This window comes from Rhizobium sp. 007 (assembly GCF_015353075.1).
Taxonomy (GTDB): domain Bacteria; phylum Pseudomonadota; class Alphaproteobacteria; order Rhizobiales; family Rhizobiaceae; genus Rhizobium.
Genome location: NZ_CP064188.1, coordinates 2,198,993 through 2,221,977, shown reverse-complemented (window position 1 = coordinate 2,221,977; position 22,985 = coordinate 2,198,993). Strand labels below are relative to the sequence as shown.

Annotated in this window: 18 protein-coding genes; 9 read left to right on the top strand and 9 right to left on the bottom strand. The window is 59.5% G+C overall.

What is annotated here, in order from left to right; all coding sequences use genetic code 11:
- Nucleotides 1-118: 118 nt before the first annotated feature.
- Nucleotides 119-499, top strand: a complete 381-nt coding sequence (locus tag ISN39_RS31525; protein ID WP_074072923.1) for an SgcJ/EcaC family oxidoreductase — start codon at nucleotides 119-121, stop codon at nucleotides 497-499.
- Nucleotides 500-607: 108 nt separating this feature from the next.
- Here the strand turns inward: ISN39_RS31525 and ISN39_RS31520 are convergent, their stop codons facing one another.
- Together ISN39_RS31520 and ISN39_RS31515 are read right to left on the bottom strand one after the other, a co-directional pair.
- Complete coding sequence (locus tag ISN39_RS31520) at nucleotides 608-1,945, bottom strand: alpha-L-fucosidase (RefSeq protein ID WP_348652003.1); 1,338 nt, start codon at nucleotides 1,943-1,945, stop codon at nucleotides 608-610.
- The gene (locus tag ISN39_RS31515) at nucleotides 1,945-2,952 is read right to left on the bottom strand and encodes a LacI family DNA-binding transcriptional regulator (protein ID WP_348652002.1); all 1,008 of its coding nucleotides are present in this window, start codon (nucleotides 2,950-2,952) and stop codon (nucleotides 1,945-1,947) included. Before ISN39_RS31515 ends, ISN39_RS31520 begins: the two co-directional genes overlap by 1 nt.
- A 191-nt stretch (nucleotides 2,953-3,143) precedes the next feature.
- On the opposite strand from ISN39_RS31515, the gene ISN39_RS31510 reads away from it, so the two are divergent.
- The 8 genes from ISN39_RS31510 (at nucleotide 3,144) to ISN39_RS31475 (ending at nucleotide 13,869) form a co-directional block, all read left to right on the top strand.
- Complete coding sequence (locus ISN39_RS31510; RefSeq protein WP_074072921.1) at nucleotides 3,144-5,069, top strand: ABC transporter substrate-binding protein; 1,926 nt, start codon at nucleotides 3,144-3,146, stop codon at nucleotides 5,067-5,069.
- Between the two features lie 89 nt (nucleotides 5,070-5,158).
- A complete protein-coding gene (locus tag ISN39_RS31505) occupies nucleotides 5,159-6,145 on the top strand; it encodes an ABC transporter permease (RefSeq protein WP_074072920.1) in 987 nt (328 codons plus the stop codon).
- Between the two features lie 16 nt (nucleotides 6,146-6,161).
- Nucleotides 6,162-7,304, top strand: a complete 1,143-nt coding sequence (locus tag ISN39_RS31500; RefSeq protein WP_194731804.1) for an ABC transporter permease — start codon at nucleotides 6,162-6,164, stop codon at nucleotides 7,302-7,304.
- Nucleotides 7,294-8,343, top strand: coding sequence for an ABC transporter ATP-binding protein (locus ISN39_RS31495; protein WP_246763486.1), 1,050 nt, complete (start codon nucleotides 7,294-7,296; stop codon nucleotides 8,341-8,343). The genes ISN39_RS31500 and ISN39_RS31495 overlap by 11 nt, the downstream gene beginning before the upstream one ends.
- The gene (locus ISN39_RS31490; RefSeq protein WP_194731802.1) at nucleotides 8,340-9,401 is read left to right on the top strand and encodes an oligopeptide/dipeptide ABC transporter ATP-binding protein; all 1,062 of its coding nucleotides are present in this window, start codon (nucleotides 8,340-8,342) and stop codon (nucleotides 9,399-9,401) included. Before ISN39_RS31495 ends, ISN39_RS31490 begins: the two co-directional genes overlap by 4 nt.
- The gene (locus ISN39_RS31485; protein ID WP_194731801.1) at nucleotides 9,402-10,241 is read left to right on the top strand and encodes a 5-deoxy-glucuronate isomerase; all 840 of its coding nucleotides are present in this window, start codon (nucleotides 9,402-9,404) and stop codon (nucleotides 10,239-10,241) included. It begins immediately after the preceding gene.
- A 30-nt stretch (nucleotides 10,242-10,271) separates the two neighbouring features.
- Nucleotides 10,272-12,146: a glycosyl hydrolase gene (locus ISN39_RS31480; RefSeq protein ID WP_194731800.1), complete on the top strand. Its 1,875-nt coding sequence runs from the start codon at nucleotides 10,272-10,274 to the stop codon at nucleotides 12,144-12,146.
- Between the two features lie 589 nt (nucleotides 12,147-12,735).
- Entirely contained in the window at nucleotides 12,736-13,869 is a 1,134-nt protein-coding gene (locus ISN39_RS31475) for a glycoside hydrolase family 18 protein (protein ID WP_194731799.1), read from the top strand.
- A gap of 111 nt (nucleotides 13,870-13,980) precedes the next feature.
- Here the strand turns inward: ISN39_RS31475 and ISN39_RS31470 are convergent, their stop codons facing one another.
- From ISN39_RS31470 to wecB, 7 genes are all read right to left on the bottom strand, one after another.
- A complete protein-coding gene (locus tag ISN39_RS31470) occupies nucleotides 13,981-15,501 on the bottom strand; it encodes an oligosaccharide flippase family protein (protein ID WP_194731798.1) in 1,521 nt (506 codons plus the stop codon).
- Entirely contained in the window at nucleotides 15,498-16,796 is a 1,299-nt protein-coding gene (locus ISN39_RS31465) for a polysaccharide biosynthesis/export family protein (RefSeq protein ID WP_281438331.1), read from the bottom strand. The genes ISN39_RS31470 and ISN39_RS31465 overlap by 4 nt, the downstream gene beginning before the upstream one ends.
- A 126-nt stretch (nucleotides 16,797-16,922) precedes the next feature.
- On the bottom strand, nucleotides 16,923-18,443 hold the full coding sequence (locus ISN39_RS31460; RefSeq protein WP_194731796.1) for a tyrosine-protein kinase domain-containing protein: 1,521 nt from the start codon (nucleotides 18,441-18,443) through the stop codon (nucleotides 16,923-16,925).
- Nucleotides 18,444-18,540: 97 nt separating this feature from the next.
- Nucleotides 18,541-19,680, bottom strand: coding sequence for a glycosyltransferase family 4 protein (locus tag ISN39_RS31455; RefSeq protein WP_194731795.1), 1,140 nt, complete (start codon nucleotides 19,678-19,680; stop codon nucleotides 18,541-18,543).
- Nucleotides 19,681-19,692: 12 nt separating this feature from the next.
- Nucleotides 19,693-20,463, bottom strand: coding sequence for a WecB/TagA/CpsF family glycosyltransferase (locus ISN39_RS31450; protein ID WP_194731794.1), 771 nt, complete (start codon nucleotides 20,461-20,463; stop codon nucleotides 19,693-19,695).
- Nucleotides 20,460-21,620, bottom strand: a complete 1,161-nt coding sequence (locus tag ISN39_RS31445) for a hypothetical protein (protein WP_194731793.1) — start codon at nucleotides 21,618-21,620, stop codon at nucleotides 20,460-20,462. Before ISN39_RS31445 ends, ISN39_RS31450 begins: the two co-directional genes overlap by 4 nt.
- Before the next feature lie 45 nt (nucleotides 21,621-21,665).
- Nucleotides 21,666-22,847 (bottom strand): UDP-N-acetylglucosamine 2-epimerase (non-hydrolyzing), encoded by a 1,182-nt coding sequence (gene wecB, locus ISN39_RS31440; RefSeq protein ID WP_194731792.1) that lies wholly within the window; start codon nucleotides 22,845-22,847, stop codon nucleotides 21,666-21,668.
- Between the last annotated feature and the right edge of the window lie 138 nt (nucleotides 22,848-22,985).

The following is a 22,985-nucleotide window of genomic DNA, read 5'->3' as shown; positions in this document are numbered from 1 at the left end:
AGCTTGCCAAAATTTGTGAAAGTTTCACAGAGGGTACGGCACTGCCAGACCTTAAGAACGCGCAATTGCTAAGCGGACACACCGCAGGAGCAGCTTAGCCCACAGCAGGGAGGTGACCATGCCGGAGTCGAATATCCGCGGGATAGTCAAGGACGCTAACGACCGCTGGAATGCAGCTTTCAACAGCGGAGATTCAGCTTCGATAGCGGCTCTATACACCGAAGACGGAACCGTGCTGCCGCACACACATGCAATCGTAAAAGGCCGCACGGCAATCGCCGATTTCTGGGCCGGAATGATCTCGGCCGGGGTCAAAGGCCACGGCATAGAATTGCTTGATGCCCATGATGCGGGTGACATCGCCTATTCCAGCGGCAGGTGGTGGGCGTCTGGTTTGGGAGCAGACGGGAAGGCGATACGCTACGAGGGCACGATCGTCACGATCTTGCGAAAACAAAGCGACGGTTCCTGGAAGACGTGCCTGCACACGTGGAACTGAAGCGGCTGGAGACGGGGGCACGTTCAGGACATTCCCGCCGGGTGAGTTTATAACGCCTTGGGGGACGCGATGGACCCCACTCGATCATTTGGCCCGACCTCGACAGCCTCACGTCTTCAGGAAAACTTCAATGACCGGCACCGTGACCGACGGCCTGCGTACCGGCAACACGAAGCTGACGGCATCTTCGCCGACGGGGAACTGGCTGTTCTTCCAAAGGGTATTGCCGGATGGCTTGAGCCAGGCGACCTCGCTGCCGTCATGCAAAAACTGGGCATACTCGATCTTGCCCGCCAGCGCGTCGAAATGCAGGTGCCGGAACGGCCAGTTGAAGAGGTGGATGTAGAGCCGACTGCCATTCTGCGTCAGCCTGCAGTCGAGCGGCGCGGAGAATTCAGACTGCGTGCAGCCATAGATGCTGCGCCCATGCAGCGCGATCCATTCTTCGTAGGCGCTGAGCGCAGCCTTAGCGCGGTGGTCAAGCGTGCCGCGCGCCGTCGGCCCGACGTTCATCAGCAAGTTACCGCCCATCGCCACACTGCCGATCAGGAGCTGGATCAGCTGCTCCGGGCTTTTCCAACTATCCTCGTCTCGGTGATAACCCCACGAGCCGCTGAAGGTGTGGCACGCCTCCCAGGTCATCCGTTTGCCGTCTCGTTCAGGCCAGGCACGAGGCACATATTGCTCCGGCGTTACGATGTCGGGCACGAGGTCGGCAAGATCGAGCCGGTTGTTGATGATCGTATCCGGCGCGAGTTCGCGCACCAGGCGCACCAGCGGTTCGCTCTCCCAATCCTTCTGCCCTTTGCCGACGAGGTCGCCCTGCTTCCACTGCGGGTAGGAGAAATCGAACCACATGACATCGACCCGACCGAAGTCGGTAAGCAGTTCGCGGACCTGCTCGCGCATGACGGCAGCATAGCGTCGAATGTCGCGCGCTTCATTGATTTTCACGGCATCGGGATGGTTGCGCTGGGGATGACGCGGGTCGATCGTAAAATCTGGATGGTGCCAGTCGATCAGCGAATAGTAGAAGCCGATCTTCAGTCCTTCGGCTCGAAATGCTTCCACGAACGGAAGGAGCAGATCTCGTCCGTAGGGCGTATTGGTCACCTTGTAGTCGGTCGTCTTGGTATCCCAGAGACAGAAACCTTCATGGTGTTTGGAGGTCAGCACGACATATTTCATACCTGCGGCGCGGGCGCGCCTGGCCCAGTCGCGGGGATCGTAAAGATCCGGATCGAAATGATCGAAATAGTTCTGATAGTCGGCGTCGCTCAGCTCTTCGCGGCTTTTCACCCATTCGTGCCTCGCCGGCAGCGCGTAGAGCCCCCAGTGCACGAAAAGACCGAAGCGGTCATGCACAAACCACGCCTTCTTTTCATCCGGTAAGGTCAAAGCTTGCAGGTTCTGCACATTCATCGAAAACTCCTCCTGTCTGTCGATCAGGTCGTCTCGCGGATCATGAGCTCCGGCTCAATTACGACCCCATGCTGCTTATTCTTCGTGACGATGCGGCTGAGTAGAAGCCTTACGGCCGCTTCGCCCATCTCGCGCTTGTGCACGCGCAGGGTGGTCAAGGCCGGAGACATCAGCTCGGCAATCGGTATGTCGTCGAAGCCGACCAGAGCCATCTGCTGCGGTACGGTGATGCCCGCCGCCCGGCAGGCCTTCATGGCGCCGATGGCGTTGAGATCGTTGTAGCAGACAAGGGCGTCGAAGCCCGACTTCGCGCCTAACAGCTCTTCTGCTGCGATGCGCCCGCCGGCAACCGTTGGGTCGCAGTAGATTGGCTCGGGCGCCTGGAGCCCGTGTTCGGCCAATGTCTTGCCGATGCCGATCAGGCGACATTTACCGCCATAGGAATTGCGAGGACCGGCGATGATTGCAATCTTGCGCCGGCCACGCGCCACGAGGTGGTTGATCGCCTGGGACGCGCCATGCTCATAGTCGGTCATTATGGTACCGGCGACATCCTTCGGCGCCTCACGGTTGATAAGCACCGCTGCGCGATGTGGACTGAGCGCCTTGTGCAGCGCCGCGTCTGGCAGGCGCGCGCTGCACACGATGATTCCATCGACACGATGCATCAGGAACGCATCGATCAACTCGGCCTCGCGCTTGCTGCTTTCCACGACGTTCGACAGCAGCAGATTGTAGCCGGCGGCATTGGCCGCGTCTTCCGCACCGCGGATAATCTCGGGGAAGAACGGGTTGGTAATGTCTGGAACCAGAAATCCAATGGTTCTCGATCGATCGGACCGCAGCCCGCGTGCGAAAGGATTGGGCCGGTAGTTCAGCGCGCTGGCAGCCGAGACAACGCGCTCGCTGGTTTCGGCACTGGCGCCGCCATGGCCATTCAGCACGCGTGAAACGGTCATCGGCGACACGCCCGCCGCGCGGGCCACGTCGGCAATGGTGATCTTCGATTCGAAATCCTTTGGCCGGGTCAAATGCTCGTCTCGCTGCAAACTGATGGTAACGATATCGCACATATATGAGGTAAAAGCCAAGCAAATATGGCAATTTGAGGCGCGAAGAGAATCCATTTGACAGAAAGTTACGGTAACGATAACGTAAATCAACGACGGAGAAGGACTAGAGATAACGACAAACGTCTGCGGGTTCACATTGGGAGGAAATGATGAAGCTCGTCCGAGATCTGCGACGGCAAGCCGTGCGTGCTGCCGTTCTCGCACTTGTTGTTTGCGCCGGCTGGGCCGGTGCTGCAGTTGCTTTTCAGGAGTCTCCGCAGCTGAAAGCGCTCGTCGATGCGGGAAAATTGCCCCCGGTTGACAAGCGCCTGCCGGCAAAGCCCCTCGTACTCACGCCGCTCCAGTCGGTTGGCAGCTACGGCGGCACCTGGCGCACCGCCACTTTCGGCGGCGGTGACAGCGAGATCGAGCGGTCGATCGGCTATACCCGGCTTGTTCGCTGGAACCCCGAATGGACCCAGGTCATTCCAGATATCGCCGAGAGCTTCGAGGTAAATGCCGACGCCACGCAATACACGTTCACCCTGCGCGAAGGCACCCGCTGGTCGGACGGCGAGCCCTTCAGCGCTGACGACCTGATCTTCTGGGACGAGCATGTCCTGCGCAACAAGGAAATCACGCCCTCGCCACCGGCATGGCTGACGGCAGGCGGCGAGCCCGTCAAAGTCGAAAAGCTTGGCGACTACAAGGTCGTGTTCAAATTCAAGGCGCCCAACGGCCTGTTCCTGATGAACATGGCCACCATCCGCGGCGCCGATATCCTTGCCGCCTCGCCGGCGCACTACCTCAAGAAATTCCACAAGGATTTCAATCCAGAAGGCATCGCCGCGCTGGTCAAGCAGGCCGGTGCGGCAGACTGGGCGCAGCTCTTCAACAACAAGATCTCGTTCCCAGGCCGCTGGCGTGACGTCGGCCGCCCGGTGCTCGACGCCTGGATGCTGACCGCCCCCTATGTTGGCACATCGCAGGTCGTGGCCGAGCGCAACCCCTACTATGCCAAGGTCGACACCGCCGGCAACCAGCTGCCCTATCTCGACAAGGTCACCATCGACGTGATGGAAGACACCCAGGCGATCATTTTGAAGGCGATCAATGGCGAGATCGACATGCAGAACCGTTTCATCGAGACCACGGACGCCCGGCCGGTCATCGTTCAGAACCAGGAAAAGGGCGGATACAGGCTTTTCATCGCGCGGCCGGCTTGGTCCAACGCCTTGCTTATCACGCTGAACCAGACCCACAAGAACAAGGTGCTGCGCAAGGTCTTCTCCGACAAAAACTTTCGCATCGGTCTCAGCCACGCGATCAACCGCGAGGAGCTCAACCAGCTCATCTACGCCGGCCAATCGAAGCCATACCAGGCCGCTCCGCGGGAGGGCAGCGCGCTCTATGACGAGCAGATGGCGACCCAGTACCTCAAGTACGACGTCAATCTTGCCAACCGGTATCTCGACAAGGCGGGACTGACCACTCGCGACGCCGAAGGGTACAGACTCGGACCGGACGGCAGGCGCGTAACCTTCGCCATAGACGTACTGACGGGTAGTCCGATCCAAAGTGACGCGCTCGAATTGATCCAGCGCTACTGGAGGACCGTCGGCATCGATATGCAGCCGCGACCGACCGAGCGCTCGCTCATCTTCGCCCGTCTCCAGACCAACGAGAACGATGGCATCGGCTGGGTCGGCGGCGGAGGCTACGATTTTCTGGGACTGCTCGATCCCAAATGGTACTTCCCGCATGAATATGAATCGAGCTTCGCTACCGCCTGGGGTCTTTACTACCAGAACCCCAACGATCCGAATGCCGAGGAGCCGAGCGAGGAAGCCAAGAAGCAGATGGATCTGTACCGGAAGGTGCAGCAGAGCGCGACACTTGAGCAACAGCTCGCGGCCATGAAGGAACTGCTCGCCATTACGCGCGACCAATTCTACATCATCGGTACCAACCTCGAACCCGACCGCGTCGGGATCGTCAAGAAGAATATGCGCAACGTGCCCGACGTCATCCCGAGCACCTCTTTCTACATGATCCCCGGGCCGGTGAAGCCCGAGACCTTCTACTACGAAAACTGACCTTCCGAACCGGGCGGCGACAGGTCCTGCCGCCGCCCTTGTTTCGTGTCGCAGCAGATCTGCCCACATACACGGCAAGGAGCGAGGAAATGGCCGGATTCATGATCAGACGCCTGCTCTACATGATCCCGATGATGTTCGTGATTTCGATCGTCACATTCATCATCATCCAGCTTCCGCCGGGCGATTTCCTGACCGCTTTGACCGCCCGGCTGGCGTCGCAGAACGAAACCATCGATCCCGGGGTGCTCGCGGGCCTGCGCGAGCGCTATGGGCTTGATCAGCCCTTGATCGTCCAATACTGGAAGTGGATCAGCGGCATTTTGCTGCGCGGCGATTTCGGGCAGTCCTTCGACTGGAACAAACCGGTCAGCGAGCTTATCTGGTCGCGCCTGAACCTGACGATGGTGGTTTCGCTCGTCACACTGATCTTCGTGTGGGCGGTCGCATTCCCGATCGGCATCTATTCGGCTGTGCGGCAATATTCCGTGGGCGACTACATCGCCACCTTCTTCGGCTTCCTCGGTCTTGCCATTCCAAGTTTCCTGCTGGCGCTGGTGCTGATGTATTTCAGCGCTCACTATTTCGGGCTGAGTATCGGTGGACTGTTCTCACCCGAATACATGAACGCCGCCTGGAGCTGGGGCAAGCTTTGGGATCTCATGAAGCACATGTGGATCCCCGTCATCGTGCTCGGCACCGGCGCGACGGCAGCCCTCATCCGCATCATGCGAGCAAACCTGCTGGACGAGCTCAACAAGCCCTATGTCGACATGGCGCGCGCCCGCGGTCTCAGCGAGACCAGGCTCCTCTTGAAATATCCGGTGCGCGTGGCGCTCAATCCATTCGTCTCAACGCTCGGCTGGGTGTTGCCGCATCTCGTCTCCGGTGCGGTCGTGGTGTCAATTGTGCTCAGCCTGCCGACAACCGGGCCGCTGCTGCTCAGCGCGCTCTTTGCCCAAGATATGTATCTGGCCGGCAGCATCATTCTGCTCATGAGCATCCTTACCCTCATCGGTACGCTGATCTCCGACCTGCTCCTTGCATGGCTCGATCCGCGGATCCGCAACGGTTAAAGAGGAGGCAACCGCAATGGCCGATCAAACTGTGGCAACGGCCATCCCCGAGATTCGGCCCGCCAAGAACGCAAACGCTTCGGCGGGGCAATGGCGGTTGATCTGGTGGCGCTTTTGCCAACACCGGGTGGCTTTGGCTTCCGGCGCCGTCATCGTGCTGGTCTATCTGGTTGCCGCCTTTGCCGAGTTCCTGGCGCCGATGTCGGAGCAGGCTTACGATCCACGCTTCACCTATGCCCCGCCGCAGCGGATCAGGTTTGCAGGCTATGACGCCAACGGCGCGTTCCACATGCTTTATGTGAACGGCTACTTTGCCAAGGTCGACCCGATTGCGCTCAGCCGTATCTACGAACCCGATCCGAACACGCTCATTCCTGTGGGTTTTTTCGTCAAGGGCGAGCCCTACCGGCTCTGGGGCCTGTTCGAGACGAACCGCCACTTGATCGGTCCGCTCGAACCGGGCCAGCCTTTTTACCTCTTTGGTGCTGACCGGCTCGGCCGTGACGTGCTCAGCAGAACCATCCATGGAACCCGTATCTCGATGTCGGTGGGCCTTATCGGCGTGACTATCAGTCTGATCCTCGGCATTCTTTTAGGGGGCATATCTGGTCTCTACGGCGGTTGGGTGGATGACGTCATCCAGCGCGGCATCGAGCTTTTGAAGTCGATACCGACGATCCCGCTGTGGATGGGACTGGCGGCGGCCGTTCCGATCAGCACCGACCCGATCGTTGTCTACCTCTGGATCACCGTCATCCTGTCGCTGATCGGCTGGACTGACATGGCACGCGTGGTGCGCGGTCGCTTCCTGTCGCTCAAGTCTGAGGATTTCGTGATCGCCGCAGGGCTCGACGGCTGTTCCAAGATGCGCATCATCTGGCGACACATGGTGCCGTCATTCATGAGCCATATCATCGCCTCGGTGACGCTGGCGATCCCCACCATGATCCTGGCCGAGACGGCGCTTTCTTTCCTGGGCATCGGGCTCAGACCTCCGGTGGTGAGCTGGGGTGTCTTGCTGCAGGAGGCGCAAAACATCCTCGCTGTCTCTACCGCGCCATGGCTGTTCCTGCCCGGACTGGCGGTGATCATCACGGTCCTTGCGCTCAACTTCCTTGGGGATGGAATACGCGATGCTGCAGACCCCTATGAGTACTAAACGCATGCCCGCTAAAGAGCCCGACCGGAGCGTGGCGCCGGACCTGCTGATCGAGGTCGACAACCTCCACACCCATTTCTTCGGCAATGCGGGATTGGTGCGGGCGGTCGACGGCGTGTCTTTCTCGATCCCGCGCGGCAGGACGGTGTGCGTCGTGGGCGAATCCGGCTCCGGCAAAAGCATTACCGGGCGCTCGATTCTGAACCAGGTTCCGCGCGGCGGGCGCGTTGTGTCCGGCGCAATCCGCTACAGGCCAGATGCCGGCAAGCCGCCGGTGGACATTGTCGCGCTCGATCCACGCGGCAAGGACATGCGGGCGATCCGCGGCGCTCAGATCGCGCTGATCAGCCAGGAGCCGATGGCCGCACTCTCGCCGGTCCACACGATTGGCAATCAGATGATCGAAGTCATTCGCCTGCATCTCAACATGGGCCGACGCGAAGCGAAAGAGCATGCGATCGAGACGCTGGCGCTTGTCGGCATCCCCCGCCCGACGGAGCGTATGGAGAGCTACGCTTTCCAATTTTCCGGCGGTATGCGCCAGCGCGTCTGTATTGCGCTTGCGCTTTCCTGTCGCCCAAAGCTCTTGATCGCCGACGAGCCGACCACGGCACTTGACGTGACGACGCAGGCCAACATCCTCGACCTGCTTTCGACGCTGCAGGCCGACTTCAATCTTTCCGTGCTGTTTGTCACCCACGACCTCGGCGTGGTGTCTGAGATCGCCGATGAGGTGGTCGTCATGTATCTGGGCAAAGTCGTCGAGACCGGCGACGTCGACACCATCTTTCACGCGCCGGCACATCCCTACACTAGGGCGCTCCTGCAATCGGTTCCGCGTATGCATGCCGGTGGGACAAAGCGGCTCCCGACCATCGAGGGCATGGTGCCTTCGCCTTTAGACCGCCCTCAAGGATGTGGCTTTCACCCGCGCTGCGGAATGGCGGTGGCAGGGCTTTGCGATCGAAAGCTTCCCGAGCCGGTTACGGTTTCCGAAGGCCACGTTGCAAGCTGCCTTCTGCACGGAGAGAACCGATGACGGCTGACGCACCCCGGCGACAGGATCCGCTGCTCGAATTGCGCAATCTCAAAATGCATTTCCCGATCCATCGAGGTGCGTTCCGGCGTGTCGTCGGCCACATCAGGGCCGTCGACGGCGTATCTCTCAGCGTCGATAGCGGCGAGACGCTGGGCATCGTCGGCGAATCCGGTTGCGGAAAGTCGACGCTCGCACGCACCATCCTGCGTGTTTACCGCCCGACGGCAGGCGAGATCGCCTATACCGGGCGCAGCGGTGCGCCCATCGATCTTGCGACATTGTCCGGACCGGGGCTGAAAGAGATCCACCGCGATATCCGCGTCGTCTTCCAGGATCCGCAATCCTCGCTTAACCCGCGCATGCGCGTCATCGACATCATCGGCGAGGTGCTGAAGGTGAACGGCATCGCAACGGGCTCGGAACTGGTGGACAGGGTCGCCGAACTTTTGCGCAGCGTCGGACTTCGCCCCGAATTCATGCGCCGCTATCCGCACGCCTTTTCCGGCGGAGAAAGGCAGCGCATCAGCATCGCCCGCGCGCTGGCGCCCGAACCGCGTCTGGTGATCGCCGACGAGGCTGTCTCGGCTCTGGATGTGAGCGTTCAGGCGCAGACCATCAACCTGTTGCAAGATCTGCAGGAGCGTTTCGGGCTGACCTACCTCTTCGTGGCGCATGACCTTTCGGTCGTTCGTCACATCTCGGACAACGTCGCGGTCATGTACATGGGGAGAGTCGTGGAAAAGGCGCCAACCGACGCCATATTCGTCAGCCCTCGCCACCCTTATACCGAGGCTCTTCTTTCGGCCGTTCCGATCCCGGATCCAAGGGTGCGCCGCCGTGGCCGCCGCATCCGGCTTGCCGGCGAGGTGGCGGATCCGGCGAACCCTCCTTCAGGCTGTCCGTTCCACCCCCGCTGCCGCTACGTCACAGACCTCTGCAAGAGCCACGTACCGCCACTGCGGCCGGTCAAGAAGGATGGCCATTCCGTCGCTTGCCACCACGCCGAAACCTTGAAGCTCACCCCCTTCGACGAGCACGCACTTGCGGAGTTGTATTGAATGGCCGAACTCATTTCCCGTAGCGAGATCCGCGCCCGTCCGCTCGTCGACCAATCGTCGGCCACCCTGGAGCTGATTTATTTCGACCTTCTCAAGCTTTCTGCCGGCCGTCAGGAGCGAAGACGGCTGCCGGCGCATGAAAGCCTTTATGTCGTGCTCTCGGGCAGGGTCGACATCGAGGTCGACGGCATTCGCTTCGAAGCGGTCGGCCAACGCGCCGACATCTGGTCAGGTGACGCGGATTGCGTTTATGCGCCCGTCGACGCGGAAGTCGTTGTCACGGCAATCAGCGAGAGTGTCGAGATCGCCGTCGCCGGTGGGATCTGCGAGAGGCGCTATGCAGCTTTCCGCGTCACGCCTCAAGAGGTCGACGCGGTCAATGTCGGCTCCTCGGAGACGCATAGCCAGCGCCGCATAGCCCATCTGCTCGGCCAACGCCAGAACGGGCGCTGTGGTCATCTCCTGGTGAGCGAACTCTACGCCGGCGATGGTTGCTGGTCAGGCTACCCGCCCCACAAGCACGACACCGAGTGCGGCGATGTCGAAAGTCGTCACGAAGAGCTCTACCATTACCGTTTCCTGCCGGAGACCGGTTTCGGTGGACAGATCGTCTATGAGGAGAACGGGCCGGTCGAGACATTCATGACCCGCAGCGGCGATACGTTCCTGCTCGACCGCGGTTATCATCCGACGGTCACGTCGCCCGGACACCGCAGCTACATCTTCACCATCCTCGTCGGCAAGCATCGCCGCGGCCTTATCCAGCGCTTCGACCCGAAGCATGAGCACCTGACCGGGGTCATTCCAGGCATCGACGCCATGCGCGCCAAATTCAAATAGCCTCTTCGATCAACCAAGGAGATCGCGCGAATGCGCCAGCGCACAAAGATAAATGTTGACGTGAGCAAGCCGGTCCGTCCTTTCAAACGCTTCTGGCGCGGCACAGGCTTTTCTCCGGCAGAACTGCTGCTGGAGCCGGAAATGCGCCAGATGGTCGCCTATCTCGGCGGCGTACCGCATGAAGGTGTCCGCTATTTGCGCGTTCACTATCTGCTCAACCTGCTGACTGTGACCGGAGGCATTGAAAACCCCAGATACGACTGGTCGCTGCTCGACCGAGCAGTCGACGTGATGGTCGAGCATCGGCTCAAACCATTCTTCGAGTTGATGGGCAATCCATCCGGCATCTTCACCGACTATGAGAACATGGACCAGGTCAAGGCGTGGCGCGACCTGGTCACGGCGGTGGCGGAACGTTATGCCGGGCGCTATGGCATAGGGGAGCTGCGCAGCTGGTTTTTCGAGACGACCAATGAGGCGGACTCCGGCTGGTGGACCTACGGTGAGAGGGGCTACACAAACTACTATGATGCCTGCGTCGCCGGGCTCGACGCCGTCGATCGCGCCTTGCCGATGGGCGGTCCCGGCACGGCGCGCACGCTCTCGCCGATCTTTCGCGCCATCGTTGCGCACTGCGATAAAGGCGTGAGCTGCCTGACCAACGACGGCCCGCCGCGGATCGACTTCATTTCCATCCATGAAAAGGGCGTCAATGGCAGCATCGAGGATCTGACGCCCAACACCAACGGCATCGTCGACCGCACGCTGCTCGTCGTCGACTATCTGAGGCAGCATCATCCGCGGCTTGCTGAATTGCCGATCGTCAATGATGAATGCGATCCGCAGCTTGGTTGGTCCGACCATCACTCGTGGCACGGAAAGGCCTATTATGCCGCCATCATCGGCAAGATCATCGAGCAGCACGAGCGCCGCATCATCGCGCCCAAGGCGGCCGACTTTACCTTTCTGAGCAACGATCATGCCTTCATCGGCGGCTGGGGGCAGCGAACGATCTTTTCTTATTTCGGACCCCGAAATTTCCGGCGGGCGCAATGGGAGCACACGACCGATCTTAGCACGCTGGCGACCGACGTGGACGCCGCCCCGACTTTCGAGCAGATCAAAAAGCCCGGCCTGACGTCGCTCGAACTGCTGGCAACGCTGGGCGACACACTCTGCGAGGCGACAGCAAATCCGAAACTCGATCCGGATAGAGACGGACTGGCCATCCTGCCTACAAAACTCGCCGATAGTGGCGCCTCAATCGCGCTGATCCACTCCGTCGACGCAATCACACAGTCCGGACGCACGTCGGTGCGGCTTGAAATCGACGGATTAGAGCCGGGTCGTCACGGCGTTTGCCTGCTGCGCATCGACAATGAGTTTACCAATCCCATGGAAGTGTGGGAGGCTCAGCGGGACGAAAGCAACCCACGCGGTCCGTGGGAGCCGGTCGGTGCGCCGCGCGAGCCAACCGCCGATCAGTTTGCCGAATTGCGGCGAGCCCAGGAGCCGGCGCTTTTGCACCCGATCAGCATCGTCGACGCGCAGGAGGGCCGGATCAGCCTCGACCTTGACGTACCGCTGCCATCCCTCACGCAGATACTGGTGGTCCCCGACACGGGTGCGGCGCCGTCCGCTCCGACCGGGCTGACGGCGACGCGCTACCGCGGTCTTGGGGAGCTGCAGCAACGGATGCTGTTCTGGGCCGCAGGCGATGCCCGTCCGGGCATTTTCTACGACGTTTTGACCAGCACCGATGGAAAGATCTTCGAGAAGGTCAATCCCGTTCCTCTGATCTCGACGGCCTACTTGCATGTATCGCCGCAATCGGGCGTGCGCTATGCCGTGCGGGCGCGCGACGCCTTCGGACGGGAGAGCGCGCTCTGCATCATCGCCGACTGATGCTGGCGCCGCGGGTGTTTAGCCGGACATATCCTTCTTCCCGAAGGCACTGCTGAACAAAGCGGGCTGCATGTGCCATTTTCCGATCAGTGCATCAGGGTATTTGCGGGTGGCCCGGAATTGAGACCAACACTGCGACCTCTCCGGCGTTGCACCTCCGCTATGCCTGTAGCGTGCCTGTCATCAACCATATCCTACGTGGCCCACGCCTAGAAGTTCGCTCTGCCAGCGACAACACGCTCCTTGTCGCAAAATCCTATGTTGACGACGGTGAGTATGGCCCTCAGGTGATTGGAGAATGGACCTTGGCAGTGATGAGAGACGAGCTGAACTTGACTGAAGACGTAATGCTAACGACACGATTAGCAGCGAAGAGAAAGATTCGTGCATTTTGCGGGCTCTCGCGATACTGAAAATAAGCGAGACGACACAATCAGATATAGTTTGTCTTATGCAGCGGAGAATCACTGATGATCCAATGTCAAACGACAACGAGACGCAGCAACGTTGTTCCGTCGTCTCGACATAGCCATGAGCGTCTGTTTGCCATTCCTATTTCCAGTTGCCCGTTTTAACCATGGAGATCTGCATGCTCAGACGTCTAGCCAGTCTTTTCGCCGCTGCTCCGCTTGTTGCGTTGCAAGCGCTCAGCAATCCCGCCGTCTCTCAAGAGAGGTGGTTGGCTGGCTTCTATCCGGGCTGGGAATATGAATTTTATCCGCCAGAACTTATTGATTTTTCTTCCCTCACTCACGTGGTGATGTTCTCGGTGGTTCCGGAAAATGATGGATCGCTTGATACGAGTTTCTTCATGGACTCGATGACTGGTCCCCGAGTCGCGCAGGAGGTCGTTATGCGGGCGCACGCAGCGGGTCGAAAGGCGCTCCTCGCAGTTGGCGGGGGCGGACTGGTCGACCGAATGCGCGAAGCCTCAAACGACGCCAACAGGCAACGCTTCGTGACCAATCTCGTGGATCTGGTGAGGCGGTGGAATTACGACGGTCTCGACATCGATTGGGAGCCTATAGAGTCAATGGACCAGGCAAACCTGACGGCCTTGGCAAAGGCGCTTCGCGATCAGATGCCTGACAAATTGTTAACGATCGACCTGAGCTGGAAGAATTCGAATTCTTCCATTGAAAATCAGGAGGCTCGATTCTTGATGCAAATCGAGCCAATCTTCGACCGGCTGAACGTGATGACATACGATATGGCTGATAACTGGGAGGGTTGGCTGTCGTGGCACAATTCACCGCTTTACGGCGACTCCAACAGCACTCCGACTTCGGTCGCCAGCAGCATCAAGGCTTACATCCAAGTGGGCATCCCCGCCGGGAAGCTTGGTCTCGGCGTGGCATTCTACGGGAGCTGCTGGAACACGCCGGTTTCGGCTCCGCGCCAGGCTGCTGGAACCGCGCAAGTGATCGCCGGCGATCAGGACATGAGCTATAAGAATATCATGACGTACTATTACGACCCTAACTACGCCGAGTACGACACAACGGCTCAGGCGCCGTACCTGTCTCCATCGAAGGCGATCGGCCCGTTCGGATGCACGTTCGTTTCATACGAGGACGAGCGTTCTATCGCGGCCAAGGGGCAATTCGCCCGACAGAATGGCCTGGGTGGGGCAATCATCTGGTCTCTGGGTGAGGGATACATGCCGACGGCGACAAACCCGAGTGGCCTTCTGCACGCCACTCGAAATGCGATTCTCGATTGAACTGAAGGACGATCTCGGTGCTGGCTAGTCCCCACTTGCGAGGGGTGAGACTGGTTGAGAAGACCGGGCGAAGCCTCCGGAGCGCGTTCGATCGTCTCAACCGGTTCTCAGTCATTTCGGCAGGCCGCGCCAGCGCGGCGGCAGCGCTTGCAAAGTGCTAGCGACAAGCCGGGGAAAGAACACGGCGACGATCCCGATGTACAGTGCAAGCGATGTCGCGAATGAGGTCACGCTGAACCAGTCGGAGACGAGCGCGCGCCGAAACAGAAAGAGCACTGCAAGCGACACCTCCACTATGGCCACAAGGGCGATCGCCTCGCGGATCAGCTGCGCGTCGACGCGAGCGGATCGGGCAAGAGACCGCGACCAAAGCATGCCAGCCCCCAGGCATATAGAGAGCACAAACCCGAAGGATGCCAGCACGACATCCCACAATGCCCCGATTGCAACTAAGGCCATGCCCGCCAGCAACTGGACCGCAGAACACTGAAGCAGCGTTCCGGCTTGCTGGGTGGCGATCATGAAGGAAGGCACGGAAGCGACGAGGGCCAGGACGGGCAGCGCCAGCGCGAAAATCATCATGATGTCGGCCACCTGGATCCAGGCAGATCCCAAGGCAATCCGGACGATCTGGGCCGAGAAAATGGAAAATCCGAACGCCGGGACGCAGAACAGTACGACGCTTGCGAGCGAGATATTCAGTATGAAGCTCTCGAGCTTTTGGGAGTCGCCTGATATGCGGGCGAATATGGGAAGGAGGCCTGCCGAAATCGGATAGAACAGCACGCTCGTCACCAGATCGAGGAGCGCCTTCGCCGAGCGGAAAATGCCCGCAGCAGCGGGTCCTGCAAGGAGCCCTAGCGTGACTTCCGGCAGGCGTTGGCCTGAGGCATCGAGCACAAGCCGACCCATCAGCTTGGCGACGCTCGAGGAAGCGTTTTGCCAGTCCGACTTGGAAAACCGGGATCTCGGAACGGCGGGCAGGGCCACCAGGCACACGAGGGACCCCGTCGCCGCCGCGAGAATGGTCTGCGCAATGATGCTCCAGGCTCCGCCGCCGAAATAGGCAAGGGCGATCGACAGCGCACCCCCCGTGAGGATTGCCAAGGGGCGCCGGATCGCCAGCACCGAAAAGGCAAATTGTCTAGCGAGCAGCCCTTCTGGGACCAGTCCGATCCCGGTCAGTGCTGGAGCAAGCGCCGAAGCCCGCATCAGATCGCCAACCAAGGGATTGCCGAGGGCGGATGATAGGATCGGTGCGGCTGCGACGATGAGCATCGCCATCAGCAGGCTGCTACCGATTGCGCAGACAAAACACGCGCTCAGATAGCCTGGCCCGGCATCCTCCCGCTGTATGACGGTCTGCGTGACGCCCTGCAATGTATGATTCGCAATCAGCGCGGGAGCAACGGCCATGGCCGCCATGCCGAAGTCGGTCGGGCCGAGCAGTCTAGCCGTGATCAAGAAGACGCTGGCTTGGGTGGCCCGCTCAGCGCAGATTTGCACCAAGGACCACGCGGCACCCCGTATAGCGGTGGCGCGCACCTTATTGCTTGCAAGTCCCTGCGTGGCCGTTGGCGCTTGCAGGTTTGGGATTTCGACGCCGGGATCGCTACGGTCCTCGGGGCTCATTGGTAACCCGTTACCGCCGGGGCGCTGCTGAGGGTCCGGTCCAAAAGCGAGCCTGTCGTGCGGCGTGAGACCTTGATCACGTCTCCCGGTCTGACCGGGCTCGTTTCGGCCGTCACCTCCTCGACCAACTGTCCGTCCCGCTCCCTGAGGAGCGAATACGTAACCTCGATCTCTTCGTTGTGACTTGCAGCAGGCGCTCCGTCTATCTGCAATTGCTGGATCAAGTCCTCGGCGGTGCCAAGCTTGCCTATCACGTTCTCGAGTTCGCCGTCCACGCCGTTAAGCTCGGCAAGCAACTCACGGCCGTCCGTGTCCTGCAGTCGCCTTATTGAGGCCTCAGTGCTCGCAACGCGCTCGCTAACCTTGAGCATTTCGGTCTGGACCTCTTTGCGCTTGCTGTCGGCGGCCAGGGCCGTCCGCTCAAGCGCATATACACGTGCGGAAGGAGCCAAGCCCCGGGATTCGAGCTTCCGCACCTGGACAAGTTCGCGGTCTACGCTGTTGCTCTGCGCGTTCTGGGTCTCGATCTGGTTCTGCAAAGTACGCATCTGCCCGCGGAGCAGTGAAAGCTGTTCGTTGTAGTTACCTAACTCGAGAGCGCGTGTCTTGCGCCGCTGATCAAAAACAAGCTGCTCCCGCATAATGACATCTTGGACAGTCGGCTCGCTTGCGCGCAATCTCAGTCTCGCGGGAAATTCGACTTTATCTTTGCCCCCGATTGTCGCTTCCAGCCGGGCGCGTCTAGCCTCGAGCCTGTCCCTTTGCGCCCTCAAGACATTCAGTTCGCCGTTGGCCTGAATCATATCGCGTTCGAAACGGGTCTCCCCTAACGCAGCGCCCCTTGCTATGCCACCTGCCACGCTGAGCGCATGGATCACTCTCATGCCTGGCCTGAAGGGATACTCTCCCGGTTTCTCGACCGCACCGGTGATGTAGAATGGACGATGTTGCACTATTTCGACGGCCGTTACGGGAGGATTGACCAGCCGCACCTTCGCTTGAAACTGCGATGCGATCGAGGTTGCGAATTCGGAAGCGCTCATCCCGGCCGCTTTGATGTTGCCAAGGAGCGGTATCGCAACGTCGCCTGCCGCGTCCACCGTGAATTCGCCATCCAACCGAGGTCGGATCTCGCCGCTCGACGAAGAGATCTCCGTCAAGCTGATCCTGAGTCTATCCTGGGAGCCTAGCGTATATTCATCCGAGGCTTTGCCGGCTGTGGCTCCCGCCGAGAACAGGAGCACCAGCGCCAGTGCGCCATTTTGCGCCGCGCCTGGCACGTTAAGACGAGCCATAATCACACTCCCTCCACCGCTTCTGCCGCACCGCCTCTGCCCGCGCTAGCTCTTGGAAAATGCTGAGCTACCAGCGTTTGAACCACAGCCCGGGCCAGGTCGGGCGCACAAATCCACACTTTGCCGTCATTCCATCAGCGTCATCTTCCGCCGGGCAACCTTGTTCAGCACGACTCCGAGGACCTTCGGCCGCTGCGGCTCGAGCATCTTCAACGTTAAACCGAGAGCAGACCTGTCAGTCTTGTTCCACTCTGCCAAAATCACGAGATGATCCAAGAAATTGACTATCGCCAGGGCATCTCCGCATCTGGCCAATGACGGCATGTCCACGCAAATCCAGTCGAACTCCTTACGATGAGTTGCGATTATGCGGCCGACCCAATCCTGTCGGCTCATGAACTTCTCGTCCACAGCTGACCCGAGCAGAGGAGCGAATTTCAGGGCGATGCCGGGAACGCACCGGACTTCGGAGATCTCGGCGTCAGCGTCCGCCCCATCTGACGACAGGAATGTCAGGGAAGCAAGCGTCTCGGTGAGATGCCGGGTCTGAAAATCAGCATCGACGAGCAGGACCTTCTCCCCCGCGCGAGCGAGAAGCTGAGCGAAATTGGCGATCAGCGTCGAACGACCTTCGGATCCACACGCAGACACAACGCCGACGACGATAGCCCGGTGCCCGCTGGCTGCAACCACCAACTGGGACCTGAGTAAGCGAAGCGTCTCGCAAAATAGCGAGGTCGGGAAGTCCGCCGCATAAGACAGTGCGGAGGACGATAGGGGCTTCCTGGAGGACGCTCGCAACCATCGGGGCAAGAGCTGCGAGAACGGATTAGGCCTCAACGCGCGCACCGATGGAACGAGTCCCAAGCATCGGATGGCAAGTTCGTCCTCGAGATCGCTCCTTCCCCCAACCGTACGCTTCATCGCGACACGGGCGGCGGCGATGCAGATTCCGAACCCCAATCCGGCAAAGAGGCCGAGCGCCAGCAGGACAGGCGTCTTCATGCCGGTGCGCTCCACGAGCGGACTTGCCGGCGTCAAGATACGGGCTAGGGGCGCACTCTCCCGCTCGGTCGCCTCCATCCTGAATTTCCACTGATAATCCACATAGGTTCGCGCAATGGCATTCGCGATGCGCGCTGACTTCTCAGAGCTGTTTGCTGTGACTTCGATTTCGGCCACGTACGATCGCCCGGCGCGGCTGGCCCGCATCGCGGACCAAAGCTGTCTGGCGGCGATCTGCCGAAGTTCGTCAGCAGGTATCGCCTCCGCGCTTGACGTCGTGTCCTGCGGCGGCATCCGTGCCGCGAAGATCATTCGTTCAAGGCTCGACCGCCAAGCAGCCAAATTGGAGGAGAGGCCGGATTTGACAGAAACGAATTCGGGATCTTTATCAAGTGCGAGCTCATCAACGACCTTCAGAAGCACGTCATTCGACTCGATAATCTTGATCTGTGTATCGATATAGGCGGAGTCCGCAGAGTCGCTGGGGACTCGCCCGTCAGACCCTGGTAAGCGGTAATCGAGAATAATGACCGCCCGCGACCGATACGTCGGTTCGGCACGCATGACGTAGGTTGCCGTCAGGGACAAGCCTATGACGGCCCAAAGGGCAAGCCCAAGCCAGTTGGCCGATAAGAACGACACAATAGGACCAAGGAGGAGCGGGCGCGGACCATCATCTGAGGTCAACGCCGAGACCTTCGACCAACGTGCTGCTTGGGGATGTTCATAACGCATAAACTTACCCATGATACGGATGAGGACGGCCGTTACTTCTTTCGTTCGTTCTTTCCTCTGATACTATCGTGCTCAAGATCTTTGCCCCATTGTCGATGGTATAGGGGGCGATGCTGGCTTCGCACTTTTCCCGAAGGGATGCTATTTCGGCCTGTGACAGGGAAAGAAGCGTTCTCAGGCAGTCTTCTATGTCGCGAATTCTGGGCTCGAAGACGAGACGCGGATCGATCGATCGGGCTAATTCTGCGCTGCCGCACGCTGTGCTGACTGCACACAGGCATCCGCGTTGCAGGGCCTCATTGACCACCAGTCCCCACGGGTCTGCCAATGACGGAAGGACCATCACGTCGATCGAGCGATAGAATTCCTCCCGCAGTTCGCCGTCAACGTAGCCCCACCATCGTATTCGTTTTGCCGTTCCGACGGGCATCGGAGCCATTCCGGCCATGTGAAGCGACGCGTCGGCTTCTCCCAGTGCCACGAATGCCTCGATGAGGGCCGTCACGTTTTTTCGATTCGAGCCCGCTCCGATATAGCCGAACGATCTGATCGGGCCGCTCCGGCGAACCAGAGGGCCTCTGGCGTCGGGCACAACACAGATCATTCGCTTGGTGGGGATGTTGGTCGGCAAGCTGCGCAGGTATGCCTTGGTCATGTCGGAGAAAACGATCGCTGTGTCGCAAATTGCACACAATATCTTTGAACAAATTCGCTGATAGAGTTGTTTGACGCGTGGCTTGAAATGATCTGGAATGTGCTTTTCCCAAAGCAATAAACGCTTTCCTTCCAATTTTAGAACGAAGGCCCAAAAGATCATGCAAAGGTTCGTTGGATTGTTATCCAATAGGACGACGGTCTGCGGTTCCGGTCGAAGCCAAAAGAAGACGAATGGACCGACGGCAAAACTGGGACACCTGACGACTGTGTACGTGGTCTTATGACAGGCGCCGCCCCATCTTCGCCCCTCGTCCTCCGGGCTCTGCAGATAATAGACTGTCAGGTCCGTGCCTGAGCGCGCCAGATGCTCAAAGACGGCATGTTGGTGCGGCGAGTAGTAGTTCTGCACAAAGGCAATCGTCCCACTCGCCTTATCCGGCTGTTTGCTTTCTGCCCTCTTCACGAAGATTTTTTGAGCGTCCGTCATGATACAACTCTGCTAATGGTGGGTTGCCCGCCTAGCGAGGTCAGTCGCCAGGATGGCGATGAAACGGGAATTCGTTGTAAGATTGCGCTTCCACAGCTTCCGCGGTTCCAAGCAAAGCCGCCAGGCCCATTCGAGTCCGGCATTCTGTAGGAGGACCGGCGCCCGGGGCAGAAACCCGGCGACGACGTCGAACGCTCCGCCCACGCCCAAGACAGCCGGGATCTGCAAGGCGGAGCGCTGTTCCTCGCACCAGATCTCCTTGAACGGCGCGGGCATTGCCACCAAGAGCAGATCTGCGCCGCTGTTATTGATCTCTGTTGTGATGTCAGCGTACTCGTTCTTCGAGAAGAAGCCGTTTCTCGCGCCTGCAATTCGTATGCCTGGATATCTCGACGCGACGACTTCCATGAACCGTTGCAGTCGCTGCTGGGTCGTCCCGAGCAAATACACGCTCAGCCTTTCGGTCGACCCTCTCTCCAATAACGCTTCCATTAGATCGATTCCGGTCACTCGTTCGGGAACCGGGGCGCCGAGCAACCGACTGGCCCACACCAAGGGCATTCCATCGGTCACGACGAGATCCGCCTTCCCGACAGCTGCCGAAAGCGTCGAATCGGTCCGCATCGTCACAAGAAGAGAAACATTGGCAGTGATTATGATGTGCGTTTGCCGAACAGGTTCGGCCTGCCAGTGCAAGACGAGACTTACAACATCGTCAGCAGGTATGGCGTGGAAACGGGTATTCAGAAATTCCACAACTGGAATATTGTCAAAGCTGTTCATACTATGTGCCTCCCCCTGTTCCCGCCCTTATCGAGGCTGGCGGCATAGAGGCACCATCCCCATTCATAGGGCCGTATCTCGTGGTTGATGCATAGTGCCGCGGAAGGGGCTTCGCTCCCGCGGTAACGTCCGGCCAGCGCGAGCAGCTTGTTGCCCAAGGATGCGATCGGGGGCTCGGTCCGTTCGATATTCCTCCAGATCGCAGTCGCCTCCTCGTCGATGAGGCTGACACCCAGCTCGTTCTTGAGAATCCAGCGTTGGCTACGTTCGATTGCTTGCGAATAATCCCCTCCACCCGCCGCCCGCAGGATCGTCAACGCCATCGGCGCCATCGCATGCTGATGAACCGAATAGACTGGATAGCCTTCCGCAACCCGTCCCGAGGACACGTCGTAGTGCCACCACCACTGGCCCCGGCTGCCTTGTAGCTCGGTCAGCCGCCCGGCTATCCGTTCCGCCAACCGAAGGGCTCGCTCGTCGCAGAGCACGACCGCTGCGAAGCCTAAGGCCTGGACGGCGTAAATTTGGTCGGCGAAGTTCGCAAGTTGCCGACGCAGTCGATGTCGGAGCGGGGCCGCGGCACTGGCGTGGCTGACCAAACGAGCGTTCTCGTCATAGCGGGACGACAATACCGAAACAGCCGAACGAGCCAGATCGAACATGCGGGCGTTGCGCACCCGCCCCAGTTCATGAAGCAGGCCGCTGGCAAGCCACGCGACCTCCATCGTGGTTAGCCGGTCGGCCCATTCCCGCCGGTCATCCAATGACACACCGATACGAGCGAGAAGGTCTCCCAATGCAAGACCGTCGAGGACTGCGTTCGCCCAGATGGCAAGGCCGGTTGCACCAAGCGCTTGCTCTCGGCCCATGCGGTCGAGGGCCGCAGATAGCGCCTTTTCGGATGGCAGTCCGATCTGATTGGGAGCGATACCGGCTCTGTCGAGACCTATCAGGCAGATGAGCGTGCTCGTAATATTCTCTGTCCCTCGGGTGGGCTGACCGGATCTGCGGTCCCTGATCTGTAGGTCGAAGAGGGCGGTTTCGGGATTGGCGGCCGCTTGCAAGCCGGAGGCGCAGAGCGGCAACAAACGTGCATACGCGTCAAGAACGGCGGATGAGAGTTCCGGGCCTGTTTCGAAAGTCATAATGGTTGGCATCGGAGCCTCTCCATCGTCCCGCGGCATGTCTGAAGCCGAATAAGGTCAGCAGATAACCGCCTGCGCCTTCGTCGTACCTGCAACCCGTTCGCGCAGGTTCTCAAGGATTCGAGCGCTGGCCAAGCCATCGCCGTACGGGCTTTTGTGAATGGTCATTGTGGGAAGGCGGCTGGTGCTCAGTGCGCCGATAGCTTCTTCCACAATTCGGGTCCGGTCGGTGCCGATCAGCTTGGCAAACCCTGCTTCGATGCCCTCCGGACGCTCGGTATGCTGCCGGGTGACCAGGACTGGCACACCCAACGAGGGAGCCTCCTCTTGAACGCCGCCCGAGTCAGTAATGATGAGATGAGCCCTAGCCATCAGATAGACGAAGGAGACATAGTCGACGGGCGCTATCAGATGTATTCGTTCAAGCAACTCCGGATGTGCGCTCCCGAGAATGGCCTTGACAGGCTCCTGCACGTTTGGATTCAGATGAACTGGATACAGTATCTCGACATCCGACAATTCCCTAACCAAGTCGATGAGGGCTTCACACGTCCTGCGGATAGGACTGCCAAAACTTTCGCGGCGATGCCCTGTGACCAAAACGAGGCGTCTTTGCGGTTTCAAGAATGAGAATCGATCGTCCAGTTGTTTCCGCAATACGCTGTTCGACTTTATAAGATTGATCACCCACACCAACGCATCGATGACGCTATTCCCGGTCACGAATACCGAGCTCTCTGGATGGCCTTCCTGCAGCAGGTTGGCGCGGGCCCGAGAGGTGGGCGCGAAATGGAGGTCCGCTATGGTGCTGATGAAGCGCCGGTTAGCTTCTTCAGGATAAGGAGAATACTTGTCGGATGTGCGAAGCCCGGCCTCCACATGCGCAATTGAGACCTTTTCGTAAAATGCGGCCAAGCTCGACGCGAACGCCGTTGTCGTATCGCCTTGGACGATAACCCACTCCGGTCGCGCCTCCCGGATTACATTCGCGACCTCTACAACAATTCGTGACGTAACCTCGGCAAGGCTCTGCGCGGGTTTCATCAAGTTCAGATCGTAGTCAGGCTTGATGCCGAATACATCGAGCACCTGATCCAACATGGAGCGGTGCTGTCCGGTTACGCAGACCCGAATATCGAATGCCCGATCAGCAGCTGCCGCCTTGACAAGAGGAGCAAGTTTTATTGCCTCGGGCCTGGTGCCCAAGACAGTTAATATGGTTGTCCCCGCGGAACCCATTGGCTAAAGACCGCCCAGCTCTAAATTTTTCATAGCAACAATGTACGATAGCCATCATAAAACAAGAGATCATAAGGAGTATAATTCGTTGGTATTAGAGTAATAAATCTGGCCCAAGACAGACCATTTGCTAGGTGA